Raw genomic sequence first — 17,109 nt, 5'->3', positions numbered from 1 at the left:
TGATCCTGTCCTTGGCATCACGATCAAGGATTTCGCGGCCCCGCCACCACGGGAGCCGCCCGCGTGATCACACGTCTCGATCCGCGCAATCGCACCGACTTCCCCGACGTGCGGCTCGCCTTGCATGAACCTAACGGCCTGCTCGCCTGCGGCGGTGATCTCACGGTCGAGCGACTGGTCAATGCGTATCGGCGCGGGATCTTTCCCTGGTTCAACGAGGGCGACCCCATCCTCTGGTGGTCCCCCGACCCACGCACCGTCCTCTTCCCGCAGCGCCTTCACATCTCGCGCAGCCTGCGCAAGCGACTGCGTCAGCGCCTCTTCAGGGTTACGATGGACCGTGAGTTCGGGCGCGTCATTCGCGCCTGCGCGGCACCGCGTGACACCCAAGGCGGAACCTGGATCGTGCCGCGGATGATCCGCGCTTACGAGGAACTCCATCGTCAGGGCATTGCCCATTCAGTCGAGGTTCGACACGGCCAAGACCTAGTCGGCGGCCTCTATGGTGTGTGTATCGGACGGGCCTTCTTTGGCGAGTCGATGTTCTCGCACAGCCCTGATGCCTCGAAAGTTGCCTTGGTCCAGCTGTGTCACCGCCTCGCGCATTGGGGGTTCGGTCTGATCGACTGCCAGATGAAAACGGATCACCTGATGCGGTTGGGCGCCGTTGAAATCCCTCGCGAGGAACTCGTCCGCCGACTCGATCGTCTGTGTCGACAGCCTGACCCAGGTCCGAATTGGGACGATGGCTGCGAACACACCCCGCTTGAGCAAACGCCGGCGGATGCCGCGGGCTGAGCCGTTCCACCCCACGCTTCGTTCATGTGTCATCAACCGTCGGATTCGAGCCATGCATGCTGGCGCCATCCCACTGAACCGCCACCATCTTGCCCTTTACCTCACGGGCGAGCATCCCTGTTCCTATCTGGACGGCCGTCAGGCCCGCACGCTCTTCGTCGATCCTCACGCCCAGCTCGATGGAGCCACCTACGAGTCTTTACTTGAACAGGGGTTCCGCCGCAGTGGAACTCATGTCTATCGCCCGGCTTGTCGAGGATGCGCGGCCTGCATCCCGGCACGGATCCCAGTCGAGGCATTCGTGCCAAATCGCTCACAACGTCGCAATTGGCGTCATAATGCCGCAGACATTAGGCTCACTGCTGCCACGCCCTCCTTCCAACCCGAACACTTCGCGCTCTACCAGCGCTATCTGGCGACCCGCCACCCAGGTGGCATCATGTCAACGGATGCAACCGAGGAGGCCTATCGTCGTTTCCTCGTCGAGAGCTGGGGTGGGGCGACACGGTTTCTCGAGATGCGACTCGGGACACGACTGCTCGCAGTGGCGATCACCGACGTTCTTGCACGGGGGTTGTCAGCGGTCTACACCTTCTTCGAGCCGGCCATGTCGCGGCGCGCACTGGGCACCTTCGCGGTCCTAGCCCAGATCGAGACGGCACGGCACCAACAGCGGCCCTATCTCTATCTTGGATATTGGCTGCACGACTCACCCAAGATGCGCTATAAGGAGCACTTTCGCCCACTTGAGATCTTGGATGGTCGCCAGTGGCGACGCGTCGAGCGCGGCGAATCCATCTCACTAGGCGAGCCATCGAGGACTTGATGGGCGGGTGAGCCAGGACCCACCGACTGATCACGCCGTCGGCCCGCACGGGATGGGTGCCTCATGTCATGCACCCTGACGCGCGTGTCAGGGGCTCCGTGGCCGAGGTTCCCTGAAGATGAGGGCATCCGGATCGCGGTCTTGCGTTGGCGCGGTGAACACAGACGCGCGCGCGTTCCCACGCCGTTTCGAACCTATGCTAGACTTCCGCAGTTCTTGGTTCAGGATTGTTTCAGTTGTCGGCAACGAACAGATTATGTCAAAAGACGATGTCATTCAGATGGAAGGCACGGTCACGGAGACACTGCCAAACACCGTGTTTCGGGTTGAGTTGGAAAACGGCCATGTCGTCACCGCTCACATCTCGGGAAAGATGCGCAAGCACTACATTCGCATCCTCACCGGGGATAAGGTCACGGTGGAGCTCACTCCATATGATCTCACTAAGGGTCGCATCGTCTATCGCGCACGCTGACGAACCACACGCCCGCTGATCGCCATCCTCAGTCGCACTCGCGGGTTGATATCTTCCCTGCGTGTGGCTGTTTTGGAATCGGCACCCCCTTCGAGGCACGGTCCCGAGTCGCTCAAACAGCGGCACATGACCGATGGCTCTCACTTCACTTGAGCCAGCACAGACACGACGGCCCGACTTCAGGCGGTCACCCGAGCCTGTATTTGGCCAACACTCGATAGCGAGGACGTTGGTTGTGATTCCGCGGACGCACAACCTAGGGATGCCATCCGCACACCGGGCAACCTAAACGTGCCACATCCAGGCATGGCGGCGCCGTTGGTCCTCAGGCTTCCAAGGGGCTACCGTTCACATCGAATCCAAGCGTACCATCCTCATTCACATCAATCCGAACCTGGCCTCCGCTCACTAAGCTGCCGAACAGAAGCTCGTTTGCCAGCGGTTTCTTGATCTCGTTTTGAATCACGCGCGCCATGGGCCGCGCGCCCATCTTAGGATCGTATCCATGCTGGGCTAACCAGGCCCGCGCAGCCGGCTCAACCGACAAGGCGACCTTTTTCTCTTCGAGTTGTTGCTCGAGTTCGAAGACGAATTTGTCGACCACGCTCCGAATCGTCTCTTCGCTCAGCGGCGAAAACTGGACGATCGCATCGAGACGATTGCGAAACTCCGGCGTGAAATAGCGCTTGAGTGCCTCGAGCCCATCGCTTGAGTGGTCCTGCTCGGTGAAGCCGATCGAGCGCCGCGCCGTCTCCTCGGCCCCGGCATTCGTCGTCATCACCAGGACGACATTGCGAAAATCGGCCTTGCGTCCGTTGTTATCCGTCAGGGTTCCATGGTCCATCACCTGGAGCAGGAGATTGAAGACATCGGGGTGCGCCTTCTCGATCTCATCGAGCAACAACACTGAGTGTGGATGCTTGTTGATCTCTTCGGTCAAGAGTCCGCCCTGATCAAAACCCACATAGCCCGGCGGTGCGCCGATCAAGCGCGAAACCGTGTGCCGTTCCATGTACTCCGACATATCAAAGCGCAACAGCTCCATGCCCAGGATGCGCGCAAGCTGCCGGGTCACCTCGGTCTTACCAACACCGGTCGGGCCGGTGAAGAGAAAGGACCCGATGGGTTTCTCCTCCGGTCCGAGACCAGAGCGATTCATCCGGATCGAGGCGGTCAGGGCATTGATGGCGGCATCCTGTCCATAGACGACCATCTTGAGATCGCGGTCGAGATTCTTCAGCGACTCGGTATCGGATGCAGACACCTTTTTGGATGGGATCCGCGCCATCTTCGCGATGATCGCCTCGACATCGCCAACGTCAATGCGCTTTTTGCGCTTGCCGGGACTTTTGAGCTGGACGTGCGCGCCGGCCTCGTCGATGACATCGATCGCCTTGTCAGGCAGATGCCGATCGTTGATATACCGATTGGAGAGCTCGGCGGCCGCCCGCAACGCGGGATTGGTATAGGTCACCTGATGGTGATCCTCGAAACGCGTCTTCAGCCCTTTGAGGATCTCAAAGGTTTCTTCGACCGAGGGCTCCTCGACATCGATCTTCTGAAACCGCCGCGCAAGCGCCCGATCTTTTTCGAAGATGCCACGGTATTCCTGGTAGGTCGTCGAGCCGATGCAGCGCAGATCACCCGAGGCCAGGACAGGCTTGATCAAATTCGATGCATCCATGACCCCACCGGAGGCCGAGCCCGCACCGATGATCGTATGGATCTCGTCGATAAAGAGGATCGCATGGCGCTGCCGCTTCAATTGTGCAAGCACCGCCTTCAGGCGTTTCTCGAAGTCGCCACGGTACTTGGTGCCAGCAACCAAGCCACCGAGATCGAGCGCATAGATCACGGCATCCGCAAGCACCTCGGGCACCGCGCCATCGACGATCTTCTTCGCCAGCCCCTCGGCGATGGCGGTCTTACCCACCCCCGCTTCACCCACGAAGAGCGGATTGTTCTTACGGCGCCGACAGAGGATCTGAATCGTGCGCTCGACCTCGTTGGCGCGCCCGATCAGTGGATCGATGCGGCCTTGGCGCGCCATCTCGTTGAGGTTGGTCGCGAAATTCTCAAGCGGGCTGTGACCTTCCTTGTCCTCGCCACGGGGCTCTTCGAGATCACCCGGCGCCTCGTCTTCCTGGCTCTCACCCGGAACCTTGGAGATGCCGTGGGCGATGTAGTTCACGACATCCAACCGGGTGACATCCTGCTGATTGAGCAGATAGACCGCTTGCGAGTCCTGTTCGCTGAAAAGGGCAACGAGGACATTGGCGCCAGTCACTTCTTTCTTGCCGGCGGATTGCACATGGAAAACCGCACGTTGGAGGACACGCTGGAAACCCAAGGTCGGCTGGGTGTCGCGATCCTCGCTTTCGGGGATCAGGGGCGTGGTCTCGTCGATGAAAGAGGTGATTTCGCGGCGCAGCCGCTCGGAATCCGTGCCACAGGCCCGCAAGACCTTCGCCGCGGTCGGGTTATCCAACAGTGACAGCAACATGTGTTCGACTGTCATGTATTCGTGATGCTTCGCGCGCGCTTCCTTGAAGGCCCGGTTCAGCGTAAATTCGAGTTCTTTGCTCAGCATTGGCCTGGTCCAAGCGGGGGGTTGACGAAACAGTTCACGTCACGATCGTGTCCCGCAAGCAGGTGCCGGGATAGCGTGACTGGCTGGACGCCAGGCAACCGCTGCACGATCGAGTCAAGCCTCTTCCATCGTACACAGCAACGGATGTTGGTGGCTGCGTGCGAAATCGTTTACCTGCGAGACCTTTGTCTCGGCGATATCCTTGGTATAGACCCCGCAAATGCCGCGTCCGCGCGTGTGGACGTGCAGCATGATTTGGGTCGCTTTTTCACGATTCATCCCGAAGAAGGTCTCCAAGACGAGCACGACGAATTCCATCGGGGTGTAATCGTCGTTTAACAACAGGACTTTGAACAGAGGCGGTCGCCGCAGTTTCGGCTTGGCTTCCTGGACGGTCAGTCCTGATTCACGCCCGTCGCCGGGAAGGTCATCGCTCATAATTCGGAATTCTAGACATCAATGTTAGGCTTGCAGGTCGCATCGAACACCCGTGTGACACTGCCGCACGGACCCCGGCACGGAGGCGTCGCCTGCTCCGTCGTCGTAGAGAGTGGTAAAGAGTCGGTTTGACCAACGAATTCACCTTACTATACTTCGCAGTTATGGTGTGCTCCGGTGGTTTCAAGGCACGCCAGACGACAACAACGACGATGAAACCAAATGAGAGACCTGAACCTCCCGGAGGAGTGCTGACGATGATTACAGGTGTGGTCAAGTGGTTCAACAACGCGAAAGGTTACGGCTTCGTCCAGCCAGACGGGCGCGATGAGGATGTTTTCGTACACTTCTCGGCGATCGACATGGACGGTTACAAAACCCTCCGTGAGGGACAAAAAGTTCAGTTCGAGATCAGCCAAGGTCCGAAGGGTCTGCATGCGGCAAATGTTCATCGGGTGAGTTGAACTCACGCGATCGGAGTCGTTCCCCCTCAGATGGGGACGTCGCGCGGCCTGCGTGCGACGTCCCGAGCCTCACCGCCTGACACCGCGTGCGTCCTCCCCACCCCCCCCGAAACGCGCCGCGGCACGCGTCGACTGGAGGTCAACGAACTCCAGGAGGACGCCGATCGGGCACTCAGTCCATTTTCTCGATGACCGCTGCACCAAAGCCCGAGCAGCTCACCTTCGTGGCCCCGTCCATCAAGCGATCGAGATCATAGGTCACGGTCTTGGCTGCAATCGCTCCCTCGACCCCCTTGATGACCAGGTCAGCCGCTTCGGTCCATCCCATGTGGCGCAGCATCATCTCGGCCGAAAGGATAAGGGAGCTGGGGTTGACTTGGTCGCGACCGGCATATTTTGGCGCGGTGCCGTGGGTGGCCTCGAACATCGCCACCGAGTCCGAGAGATTGGCCCCGGGCGCCATCCCAATGCCACCGACCTGGGCGGCCAAGGCATCCGAGATGTAGTCGCCATTGAGGTTGAGGGTCGCGATCACCGCATAGTCCTTCGGTCGCAACAGGATCTGCTGCAAGAAGGCATCGGCGATCACGTCCTTAACCACGATCTCCTGTCCCGTCTTCGGGTTCTTGAAGGCACACCAGGGTCCGCCACCGATCTCCGCGGCGCCAAACTCTCGTTGCGCGAGGTCATAGCCCCATTGCTTAAAGGCCCCCTCGGTGAACTTCATGATGTTGCCCTTGTGCACCAGGGTCACCGAGGTGCGATCGTTGTCGATCGCATATTGCAAGGCCTTGCGAACCAGCCGCTCCGTTCCCTCACGCGATACCGGCTTGATGCCGATGCCGGAGGTCTCCGGGAAGCGAATCTTGGTGACCCCCATCTGGGTGCGCAGGAACTCGATGACCTGCTTGGCGCCAGGCGTGCCTTCCTGCCACTCGATGCCGGCATAGATGTCTTCCGAGTTCTCCCGGAAGATCACCATGTCGGTGTGCTGTGGTTCCTTCAGCGGGCTCGGTGTCCCGCTGAAATACCGCACCGGTCGCAAGCAGACATAGAGGTCGAGCTCTTGGCGCAAGGTCACGTTCAGAGAGCGGATCCCACCGCCCACGGGCGTGGTTAATGGCCCCTTGATCGAGACCACGAAATCCTTCACCGCGGCGAGGGTCTCCTCCGGAAGCCACACGTCCTCGCCATAGACTCGGGTCGATTTCTCCCCGGCGAAGATCTCCATCCAGTGAATCCGGCGCGCACCGCCATAGGCCTTCGCGACCGCGGCATCGACCACCGCGCACATCACCGGCGTGATGTCGATCCCGATCCCATCTCCCTCGATATAGGGGATGATGGGGTTGTCCGGCACTACGAGCGATAAATCAGGATTGACGGTGATCTTCTCACCGCCCGTTGGAATCTGAACCTTTGTGTACGCCATCTTGCCTGCTCTCCCGATCGCGGAAAACCCTCATGCTACCATTGCCGTCGTCGCTTGCGCAGATCTCGCCGCCCGCGCGGCGGCTCGCCCGTCCGCCCGCAAGCCGCCGCTCAGCGCCGCGCCGTGGCAGGCGCCACTCGCTGGTGGCCAGCGCGTCCAGGAATGCTCACCACGCCATGCGCGCGCGGCCGAGGCGTGGTGAGCCTCGAGGCGATTCGCACCCTTCGGTGTAGAATGCAGTGGTGATCGTTGGCATGCAGGACAAGCGACAGATGAGCAACAGGCCAGACGCCGAGCGAAGCAAACGCATCATGGTCGGTCTCTCGGGCGGCGTTGATTCCGCCGTTGCGGCTCATCTCCTGATCGAACGCGGCCACGCGGTCTCGGCGCTCTTCATGAAGAACTGGGAGGAGGACGATGACCCCGGTTATTGCGCCGCGGCCGCCGATCTCGCGGATGCCCGCGCCGTCGCGGAGCGTCTGGGCATCGAGCTGCACACGGTCAACTTCGCAACCGAGTACTGGGATCACGTCTTCGAGACCTTCCTGTCGGAATACCGCGCCGCCCGCACACCCAACCCAGATGTGCTGTGTAACCGCGAGATCAAATTCGCCGCCTTCCTCGACCATGCGCGCGCGCTCGGTGCCGAGGCGATCGCCACCGGTCATTACGCGCGCGTGACCCATGACGCGCAGGGAGCGCACCTGCGACTGTGCGCGGACACGGAGAAGGATCAGACCTATTTCCTGCACCTGCTCGACCAGGAGCAGCTCGCCCAAGCCCGGTTTCCGCTCGCGGACCTCAAGAAATCCCAGGTTCGCGCCCGCGCACGCGAACTCGGGCTGGCGAACGCCGAGAAGAAGGACAGCACGGGGATCTGCTTCATCGGCGAGCGTCGGTTTCGCGATTTCCTCGCGCGTTATCTACCGGATCAGCCTGGCCCCATCGAGACCCCCGATGGCGTCCGCATCGGCGAGCATCGCGGTCTGGCCTTCTACACCATTGGACAACGACAAGGATTCGGGGTCGGTGGGAAGCCGGGGCGCCCCGAGCGGCCCTGGTTCGCCGCCGTCAAGGATGTCGCGCGGAACCGCCTGATCCTGGTCCAGGACACCCATCACCCACTGTTGATGTCGAGCGTGGCCCATACCGGCCCGGCGCACTGGATCGCCGGGCACCCACCAGGGGAATGGCCCTTCCGATGCCGTGCCCGACTGCGTCACCGCCAACCGCTCCAAGGCTGTGAGATCCTCGCCGGTGATCAGGCGGGCTGTCGCGTCCACTTCGATCAGCCACAACGCGCCGTGACGCCAGGGCAATCAATCGTCTTCTACCGTGACGATGAATGTCTTGGCGGCGCGGTTGTGCTGCAATCGGATTGCGCGGCATGAGCCCGCTCAACGGCCCCCCAGGGTCATCCCCGCGAGGCCGACCCGGTATCCCCTAGAGCGCGAAAATTTCGACTGGATCGGGTATAACAAGACAATCCCCATGGAAGAAGACCCCACTGGCATGTCCCACGACCCTCTCGACCGCCTCACCGCTCTCGCTGGCATCTACCAGGCCGTCAACTGCGTCCTGCGCGTCGCACGGCATGGCACGGTCGATCTCGACACCATGGAGCCCTGCATCTACAGCCTGCTCCAGGTCGATGCCGATGAGGTCAGCGCGGTCTATGGCGAGCCGGGCGCGGTTGCCAACGGGGCGCGACAAATCATTGCTCAACTCACCGGCCAACCCCAGCGCAATCTCGAACTCACCCGCTACGTCATGCTCCTGATGCGACTCGAGCGCACGCTGGCCAAGCGCCCGGACTTGCTCGCGCGCATCGGTGAAGGCATCGCCGCCGCGCAAGCCAAGCAAGAGCACTTCGCCCTCCTGCATCCGAACATGATCGCGCATTTCGCGGGACTCTACAGCGAGACCTTAAGCCGTCTCGAACCGCGCATCATCGTGCGCGGGGATCCCCTCCATCTCCAAAATCCCGACAATCAGAATCGGGTGCGGGCCCTGCTCTTGTCCGGCATCCGCTCTGCCATCTTGTGGCGTCAAGTGGGCGGGACCCGTTGGCAGATCCTGTTCAAGAACAAGGACATTCTCGCAGACGCCAGACGCTACTTGGCGCAACTCCCTGATCGGGCCTGAGTGCACCGCACCTTCAGCACCCGTGGCGACGGAGTACAGCCGAGACCGCCTCGCCTCACGAGACTCTAGTGGACAGACCGCTCGCCGGCGTGATGCGTCAGGAGACCCGCCCCGGAGCTGTTCTATTGCATTGCAGCATCTGGCGTCACCGCGGCGTGCCGGCTAGAATCGGCCCCTATCCCCACCCCCGTAACCGGAGCCCCGACATGAACGACAGCTTCCACTCCAAGGCCATTCTCGACGTCGCCGGGACGCCGTACGAGATCTTCAAGCTCGATGCGATCCCCGGGAGTGCGCGCCTGCCGTTCTCATTGAAGATTCTGCTGGAGAACCTGCTCCGCCACGAAGATGGTGTGACCGTCCGCCGCCAGGACATCGAGGATCTGGCAGCCTGGGATCCACAAGCGGAGCCTGCCAAGGAAATCCAATATCGCCCGGCACGCGTCCTGATGCAGGACTTCACCGGCGTGCCCGCGGTGGTCGATCTCGCAGCGATGCGGGATGCGATGCAGGCGTTGGGTGGAGATCCCCGCAAGATCAATCCGCTGCAACCGGCGGAGCTCGTGATCGACCATTCCGTCCAGGTCGATCATTTCGGCTCCCCCGAGGCCTTCTCGTTGAATGCCGCGCTCGAGTTCGAACGCAATCAGGAGCGCTATCAGTTTCTCAAGTGGGGGCAACAGGCCCTCGACGACTTCAAGGTCGTCCCGCCGGACACCGGGATCGTCCATCAGGTAAACATCGAATATCTCTCCCGCGTCGTCTTCCCGAAGACCAGCAACGGACACGCCCAGGCCTATTTCGACACCTGTGTTGGAACCGATTCGCACACCACCATGGTCAATGGGATCGGCGTCCTGGGGTGGGGGGTTGGCGGCATTGAAGCCGAGGCATCGATGTTGGGTCAGCCCGTTTCGATGCTGGTGCCCAAGGTCGTCGGCTTCAAACTCACGGGCAGTCTGCGCGAGGGCGTGACCGCCACCGACTTGGTGCTGACCATCGTCGAGATGCTTCGCCGTCACGGGGTCGTCGGGAAGTTCGTCGAATTCTACGGCCCGGCCATCGCCAGTTTGCCGATCGGCGATCGCACGACCATTGCCAACATGGGGCCGGAGTACGGCGCGACCTGCGGACTGTTCCCGATCGATCAGGTGACGCTCGATTATTTGCGTCTGACCGGTCGTGACGAGGCTCAGATCGCCCTGGTCGAGGCCTATTGCAAGGCCCAGGGGACGTGGCACACCAGTGATGCCCCCGAGGCCGAGTACTCCGAGACACTGGCGCTCGATCTCGGTGATGTGGTGCCCTCACTCGCGGGCCCGAAGCGCCCACAGGATCGCGTGCCACTGACCGAGATGGCCACCCACTTCCCGAGCGCCTTAGCCGCGCTCAAGGCAGAGCGCAACATTCCCGACAAGGGGCCGGCCAGGATCGAGATGGCTGGCCAACCGGTGACGATCACCGACGGGTCCATCGTGGTGGCTGCCATCACCTCCTGCACCAACACCTCGAATCCCAGCGTGATGCTCGCCGCCGGCTTGGTCGCGCAGAAGGCCGTCGCCCTGGGTTTGACATCAGCGCCCTGGGTCAAGACCTCACTCGGCCCAGGTTCCATGGCGGTCACCCGCTACCTGGATCATGCCGGTCTCACGCCCGCGCTCGAGGCATTGGGATTCCACAACGTCGGCTATGGCTGTACGGTCTGCATCGGCAACACGGGGCCCCTGCCCGAACCGGTCTCGCGGGCCATCGCCGAACATGACCTCTGCGCCGTGTCCATTCTGTCGGGCAACCGCAACTTCGAGGGCCGGGTTCACGCCGAGGTCCGCATGAATTATCTCGCGAGTCCTCCCCTGGTCGTCGCCTATGCCATCGCCGGACGGATCGATCTCGACCCATACCGGGATCCGCTGACCGTTGCACCAAATGGACAGCCGGTGTACCTGAAGGACATTTGGCCCACCCAGCATGAGGTGGCGGAGGCGATCGCTAAGCATGTGACGGTCGACGAATTCACCGCCGCCTACGCCGATGTCTTCGCGGGCGATGCCCGCTGGCAATCGCTCGAGGCAGCCGACAGCCAAACCTATGACTGGCCAGAGTCGACCTACATCCGCAACCCGCCCTATTTTGAGGGGATGACCCTCGAAGTCACGCCGGTCAGCGACATCAGGGGCGCACGCTGTCTCGCCTTGCTCGGCGACTCCATCACCACCGACCACATCTCGCCCGCGGGCTCTATCAAGGCTGACTCCCCCGCCGGTCGCTACCTGATCGAAAAGGGCGTCGAGCAAAAGGATTTCAATAGCTTAGGATCAAGGCGTGGTAATCATGAAGTCATGATGCGCGGCACCTTCGCCAATATTCGGCTGCGCAACCTCATGGCGCCGGGCACCGAGGGCGGGGTCACCTTGCACCAGCCGAGCCATGCGCCCATGTCGATCTTCGATGCCGCCATGCGTTATCAGTCCGAGGGCATCCCAGCGATTGTGATCGCCGGCAAGGAATACGGTTCGGGTTCCTCACGCGATTGGGCCGCCAAGGGTCCCCGTCTGCTGGGGGTGCGGGCCGTGATCGCCGAGAGTTATGAACGCATCCATCGCTCCAATCTGGTGGGCATGGGCATCCTGCCGCTTGAGTTCCTGCCTGGCGAGACGGCCCAGACGCTCGGCCTCACGGGCTACGAGACCTTTGACATCAGCGGGCTTGAGAATGCCGAGGCCAAGGAGGTCGAGGTGCGCGCCACGGCGGCGGATGGAACTCTGAAGAGCTTCCGGACGAAGGTTCGGATCGACACGCCCAATGAGGTCGACTATTACCGCCACGGTGGCATCCTCCCCTTTGTGCTGCGCCGACTTGCCGCCTGATCACCATGACCATGCCCCTGAATCGTCTCACCGCCATCTCGCCGATCGACGGGCGCTATGGCGCCAAGAGCCAGGCACTGTCCCCGATCTTTAGCGAGTTCGGATTGATGCGATATCGCGTCCTGGTGGAAGTGCGCTGGCTCCTGGCGTTGTCACGGCACCCCGGCATCCCCGAGGTGCCGGTCTTTTCCGACACCGCCGTGTCTCGCCTAGAGGCCTTGGCGGACGGGTTCGACGTCACGCACGCCGAACGCATCAAGGCCATCGAGCAAACCACCAATCACGACGTCAAGGCTGTCGAGTATTTCCTCAAGGAACAGATCGGTGAGGATCCGGAGTTAGGGGCAGCGAGCGAGTTCATCCATTTCGCCTGCACTTCGGAAGACATCAATAACCTCGCGCATGGACTCATGCTGAGCGCTGGGCGAGCGCGCATCATCCAACCCGAGCTCGATGCCGTGATCGAAGCCATTCGGGAACTGGCTCACCGCCATGCCGAGCAGCCGATGCTTGCACGCACTCATGGCCAACCAGCCACGCCCACCACGCTCGGTAAGGAAATGGCGAATGTCGTGTGGCGGCTGCGCGCCCAGCGTGACCGGATCAGCGCAGTCGCGCTCTTGGGCAAGATGAACGGTGCGGTCGGCAACTACAATGCCCATCGCACGGCCTATCCCGAGGTCGACTGGCCTCGGTTGAGCCGTGATCTGGTCGAGTCCCTCGGACTGGTTTGGAACGGTTACACAACCCAGATTCAACCCCATGACGACATCGCCGAACTTTTCGATGCCCTGGCACGTTGCAACCGGATCCTAATCGATTTCTCTCGGGATATCTGGGGCTACATCTCGCTTGGTTATTTCAAGCAACGCACGGTCGCGGGAGAGATTGGCTCCTCGACCATGCCGCACAAGGTCAACCCGATCGACTTCGAGAACGCGGAGGGCAATCTTGGACTCGCCAACGCGATCCTCGGACACTTATCGCAGACATTGCCCATTTCACGTTGGCAGCGCGACCTCACCGACTCGACGGTGTTGCGCAACCTTGGTGTCGGCATCGCCCACACCAGTATCGCCCTGCAGTCCCTGCGCAGAGGGATCGGCAAATTGGAAGTCGATCCACACCGCCTTGCAGCCGATCTGGACGCCAACTGGGAGGTTCTCGCCGAGGCAATCCAGACCCTGATGCGGCGCTACCAGGTGGAGCAGCCTTATGAGCGGCTTAAGGCCCTGACACGGGGACAGCGGATTACCCGTGAGGCACTGATGGCATTCGTCGAGACACTTGAGATCCCGGACGCCGCCAAACACGAGCTCCGGTCGCTCTCGCCTTCGACCTATCTCGGCGATGCGGTGCAACTCGCACGCGCAGTGTGAGTGGGTCGAGGTCTTAAGACGGCCCCCGAGTGTGTTCCAAGTGCGTGATCGATCGAACGAGAACAGTGGCTAACCGCGACGATTCGCGCGCCTATTCGTCGAGCAAAAAAAAGACCGTGTGCGTCGAAACGCACACGGCCGTACCATAAGCCCCGTTCGGGGGGATGAGGCTTAATGGACCCGCGCCTGCTGATCACGGACGTGATCAGCAGGTTTGTAATCAAATCAGTCTTCGAACCGACCGGGTGACGTCACGTTCGCGTGATGGGAGATCGCATCGGCCTACCGAGCGATCGATCACACCCATCACGCGATTGAAGTGATCAGTTCCCCTCGTACTCAGCCAGGATGCGAACACGGCGCTGTTCGACTGAGTAGATGTCGTACTCCGGCAACATCTCGCGCTTACCCATGCTGATGACGGAGACGATATCGCTCGCCGGGATGCCACGGCTCACCATGTAGTCGCGCACGGACTGAGCGCGGCGCATGCCGAGTGCCATGTTGTATTCGTCGGAACCCTTCGCATCCGTGTGACCAACAATCGAGATCTCCTCGCGCACGGGGGTCGCCTTCACCTGGGCGATGTAGTCATTCAAGCGCTGCAGCTCGTTGTCGTTGACCACATTCGCAATCTCATACTTGTCGAATTCGAAGTTGAGACGAACGGTGAATTCCTTTGGAACCGGAGCCGGTTGGACGCAAGGCTCCAGGTCGCCCGGACCCTGGAGACTCTGCCAGCACTCGCCCGAGCTATTCACCCAGGCGGTGCCCGTCGGCATGGCTGACCAGAAGTGTTCGTTCATATAGTCCGCTTGCGCGGCCAAGGGCATTGCGATCGTCGCCGCCATGGCGAGCGGTGCGGCGAGCGCGGCCAGCCTTGAGGTCAGTTTCTGTTTGCGCATCTTTTCGTTTCCTGTTCAGGTGGATGGATGATGATTCGAACGTCGACCGTGACCAGAGCCTTTGGACATGTCAGGAAAAAGCAACACCATCGCGCTGGATCTCTCGTTCACCGCAAGTCCGCCAAGGTATCCAGGAGCCCGGAGGGGCACTCAGCTGACAAGATCTGACAGACCGCAGTTGGGACAAAGACATTTTAGACTACAACAGGAGCAAAAGTGCAACTTTTTTCGCTGTCCGAAACATATTTGCAACGATGAAACCCAGATACCACAGCCTGCCGACACCGAGGCGAGGTTAAGTCTCTTGGAAATCGGGACTTGGCAACGGCGAAACAAGATGTTGCTTTTTAACAACGCACCATGGGAATGGTGTCGATGACGCCGAAAACCCCGCTGCACGCGAACCGACCCGCGACACGCGCATCAACAGGAGGCGAAGATGGCCATGCCGCCTAGCCCCGGAGCACGAGCAGAGCCGTTCGAGGACGAGCGGCACCTGATCAAAACACCCGCGGCTCTGCGTGACATGAGCATCGCGATCGTCGCGCAGACGCGCGATGAACTCCTGTTGTTCGATGACGCCCTGACGCCAGACCTCTATAACAGCTCAGCGTTCGTCGACGCGGTCCGCACGCTTGCGCTCGCCCGATCCGCGCCCTGTATCCGTATCCTGCTTGCCGATCCGCGGCCCTCGGGGCGCATGCACAGCCGTTTGATCGAGTTGGCGAACCGCCTGACATCACGCATTGCGATTCGACAACTCGGGGATGATTTCAAACATCGGACCGACGCCTTCCTGATCGGCGATCGGCGCGCTTATGTGAGACGGGCTCTCGCGACCAGGCAGGAGGCCGTCGCCGACCCCCGCGGGCGGCGCGAGGCGCGCCGCCTCGGGCGCGATTTCGAAAGGATGTGGGAGCACAGTGAGGCCACTGTGGAGCTGCGACGCCTGCATCTGTGAATCGCGCCGCCGGTGCTGGCCCGAGGTTCGGGGTTCGACCACAACCGCGGCACCCGCGTGCGCTCACCCTCCCGAGCGGTGCGCCGCCCGGTTCAAATCTCGGAGACGACCCGATCGTAGAAGCTCAGGTAATCATCGGGCGTCGCCCCGTCGCGCCATTCGATCGCCGCGCGCGGGTGCTGGTTGAGCTGACCGGTAATGTTATAGGGCACAGATGGCCCCCAATCGAGTTCCTGGCGCAGCGGCAACATCTGCTCCTGAATCACCTCAATCAGCGGGCGCACATTGAATTTGGGGTTGCGCAGAAAACCGAGCAAGAGTTCGGTATGGCAGTTCCCGGCGCCGCGCCCGAAGCCAAAGAGGGTGGCGTCGACCCGATTGCAGCCCAGGATGATGGCCTCGATGGTATTGGCGAACGCCAATTGCAGATTGTTATGCGCATGGATGCCGATCTCCATGCCAGTTCCGGCGAGAGCCATTGCGTATTTGTTGTAGAGGCGATCGATTTGCTCGCGGTAGAGATGGCCGAAGCTGTCGACGATCACCATGGTGCTGGCAGGGGTCTCGGCAATGGCCTCCAAGACCGTGTCGATCTCAGTCTCGGTGATGTTGGAGACCGCCATAAGGTTCGCGGTCGTCTCATAGCCAAGCTCGCAGGCGTGGCGAATCATGTCAACCGCCTCGGAGACCTGGTGCGCATAGAAGGCAACCCGGATCATCGACAGCACGCTCTCGCTCGCTGGCAACAACTGCGTCTGCCACTCACTTTTGCCCGCATCGGCCATCGCCGCGAGTTTCAAGCCGGTGACCTCAGCATCATGATCGCCTACGACACGTCGCAGATCGGCCTCCTCGCAATGTCGCCAGGGGCCGAATCGCTCGGTCGGGAACACCCGCTGCGAGTTCTTGTAGCCGATTTCCATGTAATCGATGCCGGACTCCAGACACGCGCGGTAGACGGCGGCAACGAATGCGTCGCTGAATTGATGGGCATTGACCAGCCCCCCGTCACGCACGGTGCAGTCGAGCACCTTGAGTTCCGGGCGGAAGGTGATCCAGGGGGCCTTATTGGACATCGGGTGTTCTCCAAGAGAGCGGTTCAAAAAAGCACCGACGTCATGCGTCGGACATTCTCGGGATGGGATCGGAGGCGGATCAGGCTCCGCGGATCGGACACTGGCCAGCGCGCGCATCATCGACCGGCAGGGTGATCCTCCGAGGCAACCGCGAGCGCCATGCGGACCAGTTCCGCAAGCGACTCGGCGCGCATCTTTTCCATGACACGCGCCCGATGGGCCTCCACTGTCTTGGCACTGACACCAAGCGCTGCGGCAATGTCCTTATTCGAGCGCCCATCCGTGACCATTGCCATCACTTCGTGTTCGCGCGGTGTCAACTCCGCGAGTCGGGCCGCAATCTCAGCGCGCATCGCGTGCTTGGCGCGCTTCTGTTTGTCGTCGTCGAGCGCACGCGCGATGCTGCGCAGGAGATCCTCGTCATGAAACGGCTTTTCAATGAAGTCCACGGCCCCCGCCTTCATGGCCTTGACCGCCATCGCGACATCACCGTGCCCGGTGATCAGGATCACGGGCAACCGATAACCCGCCCGGGCGAGATGGGCCTGAAGCTCCAAGCCACTCATCCCCGGCATGCGCACGTCGAGCAGCAGGCAACCCGGGCGCCCCGGAGTATAGCGTGCCAGAAAGACATCGGCGGATTCATAGGTCTGCACCGTAAGCCCGGTGGACTCGATCAGCCATTGTAAGGAGGTGCGCATGGCCTGGTCGTCGTCAACGACAAAAACAGTGGCATCGGTATTCATGCAAAAC

General features: G+C 61.3%; 15 protein-coding genes. 9 read left to right on the top strand and 6 right to left on the bottom strand.

Translation table 11 applies throughout. The features are described from left to right. Nucleotides 1-63 precede the first annotated feature (63 nt). The 3 genes from aat (at nucleotide 64) to infA (ending at nucleotide 2,099) form a co-directional block, all read left to right on the top strand. A complete protein-coding gene (gene aat, locus CKO25_RS01305) occupies nucleotides 64-798 on the top strand; it encodes a leucyl/phenylalanyl-tRNA--protein transferase (protein ID WP_200386088.1) in 735 nt (244 codons plus the stop codon). Between the two features lie 52 nt (nucleotides 799-850). Further along, nucleotides 851-1,624: an arginyltransferase gene (locus CKO25_RS01300; protein ID WP_200386087.1), complete on the top strand. Its 774-nt coding sequence runs from the start codon at nucleotides 851-853 to the stop codon at nucleotides 1,622-1,624. A gap of 256 nt (nucleotides 1,625-1,880) precedes the next feature. After that, nucleotides 1,881-2,099 carry a translation initiation factor IF-1 gene (infA, locus tag CKO25_RS01295; RefSeq protein ID WP_200386086.1) on the top strand — a complete coding sequence of 73 codons (219 nt, stop codon included), beginning with the start codon at nucleotides 1,881-1,883 and terminating at the stop codon, nucleotides 2,097-2,099. 325 nt (nucleotides 2,100-2,424) lie between these two features. Here infA and clpA read toward each other — a convergent pair whose 3' ends face one another. Continuing rightward, nucleotides 2,425-4,689 carry an ATP-dependent Clp protease ATP-binding subunit ClpA gene (clpA, locus tag CKO25_RS01290; RefSeq protein WP_200386085.1) on the bottom strand — a complete coding sequence of 755 codons (2,265 nt, stop codon included), beginning with the start codon at nucleotides 4,687-4,689 and terminating at the stop codon, nucleotides 2,425-2,427. A gap of 114 nt (nucleotides 4,690-4,803) precedes the next feature. Beyond that, nucleotides 4,804-5,127, bottom strand: a complete 324-nt coding sequence (gene clpS, locus CKO25_RS01285; protein ID WP_200386084.1) for an ATP-dependent Clp protease adapter ClpS — start codon at nucleotides 5,125-5,127, stop codon at nucleotides 4,804-4,806. 257 nt (nucleotides 5,128-5,384) lie between these two features. On the opposite strand from clpS, the gene cspD reads away from it, so the two are divergent. Next, a complete protein-coding gene (gene cspD / locus CKO25_RS01280; RefSeq protein ID WP_007193300.1) occupies nucleotides 5,385-5,591 on the top strand; it encodes a cold shock domain-containing protein CspD in 207 nt (68 codons plus the stop codon). A gap of 172 nt (nucleotides 5,592-5,763) precedes the next feature. Here cspD and icd read toward each other — a convergent pair whose 3' ends face one another. Further along, nucleotides 5,764-7,023: an NADP-dependent isocitrate dehydrogenase gene (icd, locus tag CKO25_RS01275; RefSeq protein WP_200386083.1), complete on the bottom strand. Its 1,260-nt coding sequence runs from the start codon at nucleotides 7,021-7,023 to the stop codon at nucleotides 5,764-5,766. Nucleotides 7,024-7,295: 272 nt separating this feature from the next. Between icd and mnmA the strand changes: the two genes are divergently transcribed. From mnmA to purB, 4 genes are all read left to right on the top strand, one after another. Beyond that, nucleotides 7,296-8,414, top strand: coding sequence for a tRNA 2-thiouridine(34) synthase MnmA (mnmA, locus tag CKO25_RS01270; protein WP_200386082.1), 1,119 nt, complete (start codon nucleotides 7,296-7,298; stop codon nucleotides 8,412-8,414). A 121-nt stretch (nucleotides 8,415-8,535) separates the two neighbouring features. Then, nucleotides 8,536-9,168, top strand: a complete 633-nt coding sequence (gene hflD, locus CKO25_RS01265; RefSeq protein ID WP_200386081.1) for a high frequency lysogenization protein HflD — start codon at nucleotides 8,536-8,538, stop codon at nucleotides 9,166-9,168. A 206-nt stretch (nucleotides 9,169-9,374) separates the two neighbouring features. Beyond that, nucleotides 9,375-12,035, top strand: coding sequence for an aconitate hydratase AcnA (gene acnA / locus CKO25_RS01260; protein WP_200386080.1), 2,661 nt, complete (start codon nucleotides 9,375-9,377; stop codon nucleotides 12,033-12,035). A gap of 5 nt (nucleotides 12,036-12,040) precedes the next feature. Continuing rightward, nucleotides 12,041-13,414: an adenylosuccinate lyase gene (gene purB, locus CKO25_RS01255; RefSeq protein ID WP_242467257.1), complete on the top strand. Its 1,374-nt coding sequence runs from the start codon at nucleotides 12,041-12,043 to the stop codon at nucleotides 13,412-13,414. 323 nt (nucleotides 13,415-13,737) lie between these two features. On the opposite strand, the gene CKO25_RS01250 is transcribed toward purB, so the two are convergent. Then, nucleotides 13,738-14,319, bottom strand: coding sequence for an OmpA family protein (locus tag CKO25_RS01250; RefSeq protein WP_200386078.1), 582 nt, complete (start codon nucleotides 14,317-14,319; stop codon nucleotides 13,738-13,740). Nucleotides 14,320-14,758: 439 nt separating this feature from the next. Between CKO25_RS01250 and CKO25_RS01245 the strand changes: the two genes are divergently transcribed. Beyond that, nucleotides 14,759-15,280, top strand: a complete 522-nt coding sequence (locus tag CKO25_RS01245) for a DUF7931 domain-containing protein (RefSeq protein WP_200386077.1) — start codon at nucleotides 14,759-14,761, stop codon at nucleotides 15,278-15,280. Between the two features lie 92 nt (nucleotides 15,281-15,372). Here CKO25_RS01245 and CKO25_RS01240 read toward each other — a convergent pair whose 3' ends face one another. Continuing rightward, on the bottom strand, nucleotides 15,373-16,356 hold the full coding sequence (locus tag CKO25_RS01240; protein ID WP_200386076.1) for an aldolase catalytic domain-containing protein: 984 nt from the start codon (nucleotides 16,354-16,356) through the stop codon (nucleotides 15,373-15,375). A gap of 116 nt (nucleotides 16,357-16,472) precedes the next feature. Continuing rightward, entirely contained in the window at nucleotides 16,473-17,102 is a 630-nt protein-coding gene (locus CKO25_RS01235; RefSeq protein WP_200386075.1) for a response regulator transcription factor, read from the bottom strand. Between the last annotated feature and the right edge of the window lie 7 nt (nucleotides 17,103-17,109).

This window comes from Thiocapsa imhoffii (assembly GCF_016583985.1).
Taxonomy (GTDB): Bacteria; Pseudomonadota; Gammaproteobacteria; order Chromatiales; family Chromatiaceae; genus Thiocapsa; species Thiocapsa imhoffii.
Note: the sequence above shows the minus strand (reverse complement) of the source record. Positions and strands in the feature narration are given on the sequence as shown.

Bases quoted from the DNA above. Each gene is read 5' to 3' on its own strand.
- CKO25_RS01300 (WP_200386087.1), top strand. From the start codon at position 851: ATGCATGCTGGCGCCATCCCACTGAACCGCCACCATCTTGCCCTTTAC.
- infA (WP_200386086.1), top strand. From the start codon at position 1,881: ATGTCAAAAGACGATGTCATTCAGATGGAAGGCACGGTCACGGAGACA.
- clpA (WP_200386085.1), bottom strand. From the start codon at position 4,689: ATGCTGAGCAAAGAACTCGAATTTACGCTGAACCGGGCCTTCAAGGAA.
- clpS (WP_200386084.1), bottom strand. From the start codon at position 5,127: ATGAGCGATGACCTTCCCGGCGACGGGCGTGAATCAGGACTGACCGTC.
- cspD (WP_007193300.1), top strand. From the start codon at position 5,385: ATGATTACAGGTGTGGTCAAGTGGTTCAACAACGCGAAAGGTTACGGC.
- icd (WP_200386083.1), bottom strand. From the start codon at position 7,023: ATGGCGTACACAAAGGTTCAGATTCCAACGGGCGGTGAGAAGATCACC.
- mnmA (WP_200386082.1), top strand. From the start codon at position 7,296: ATGAGCAACAGGCCAGACGCCGAGCGAAGCAAACGCATCATGGTCGGT.
- hflD (WP_200386081.1), top strand. From the start codon at position 8,536: ATGTCCCACGACCCTCTCGACCGCCTCACCGCTCTCGCTGGCATCTAC.
- acnA (WP_200386080.1), top strand. From the start codon at position 9,375: ATGAACGACAGCTTCCACTCCAAGGCCATTCTCGACGTCGCCGGGACG.
- purB (WP_242467257.1), top strand. From the start codon at position 12,041: ATGACCATGCCCCTGAATCGTCTCACCGCCATCTCGCCGATCGACGGG.
- CKO25_RS01250 (WP_200386078.1), bottom strand. From the start codon at position 14,319: ATGCGCAAACAGAAACTGACCTCAAGGCTGGCCGCGCTCGCCGCACCG.
- CKO25_RS01245 (WP_200386077.1), top strand. From the start codon at position 14,759: ATGGCCATGCCGCCTAGCCCCGGAGCACGAGCAGAGCCGTTCGAGGAC.
- CKO25_RS01240 (WP_200386076.1), bottom strand. From the start codon at position 16,356: ATGTCCAATAAGGCCCCCTGGATCACCTTCCGCCCGGAACTCAAGGTG.
- CKO25_RS01235 (WP_200386075.1), bottom strand. From the start codon at position 17,102: ATGAATACCGATGCCACTGTTTTTGTCGTTGACGACGACCAGGCCATG.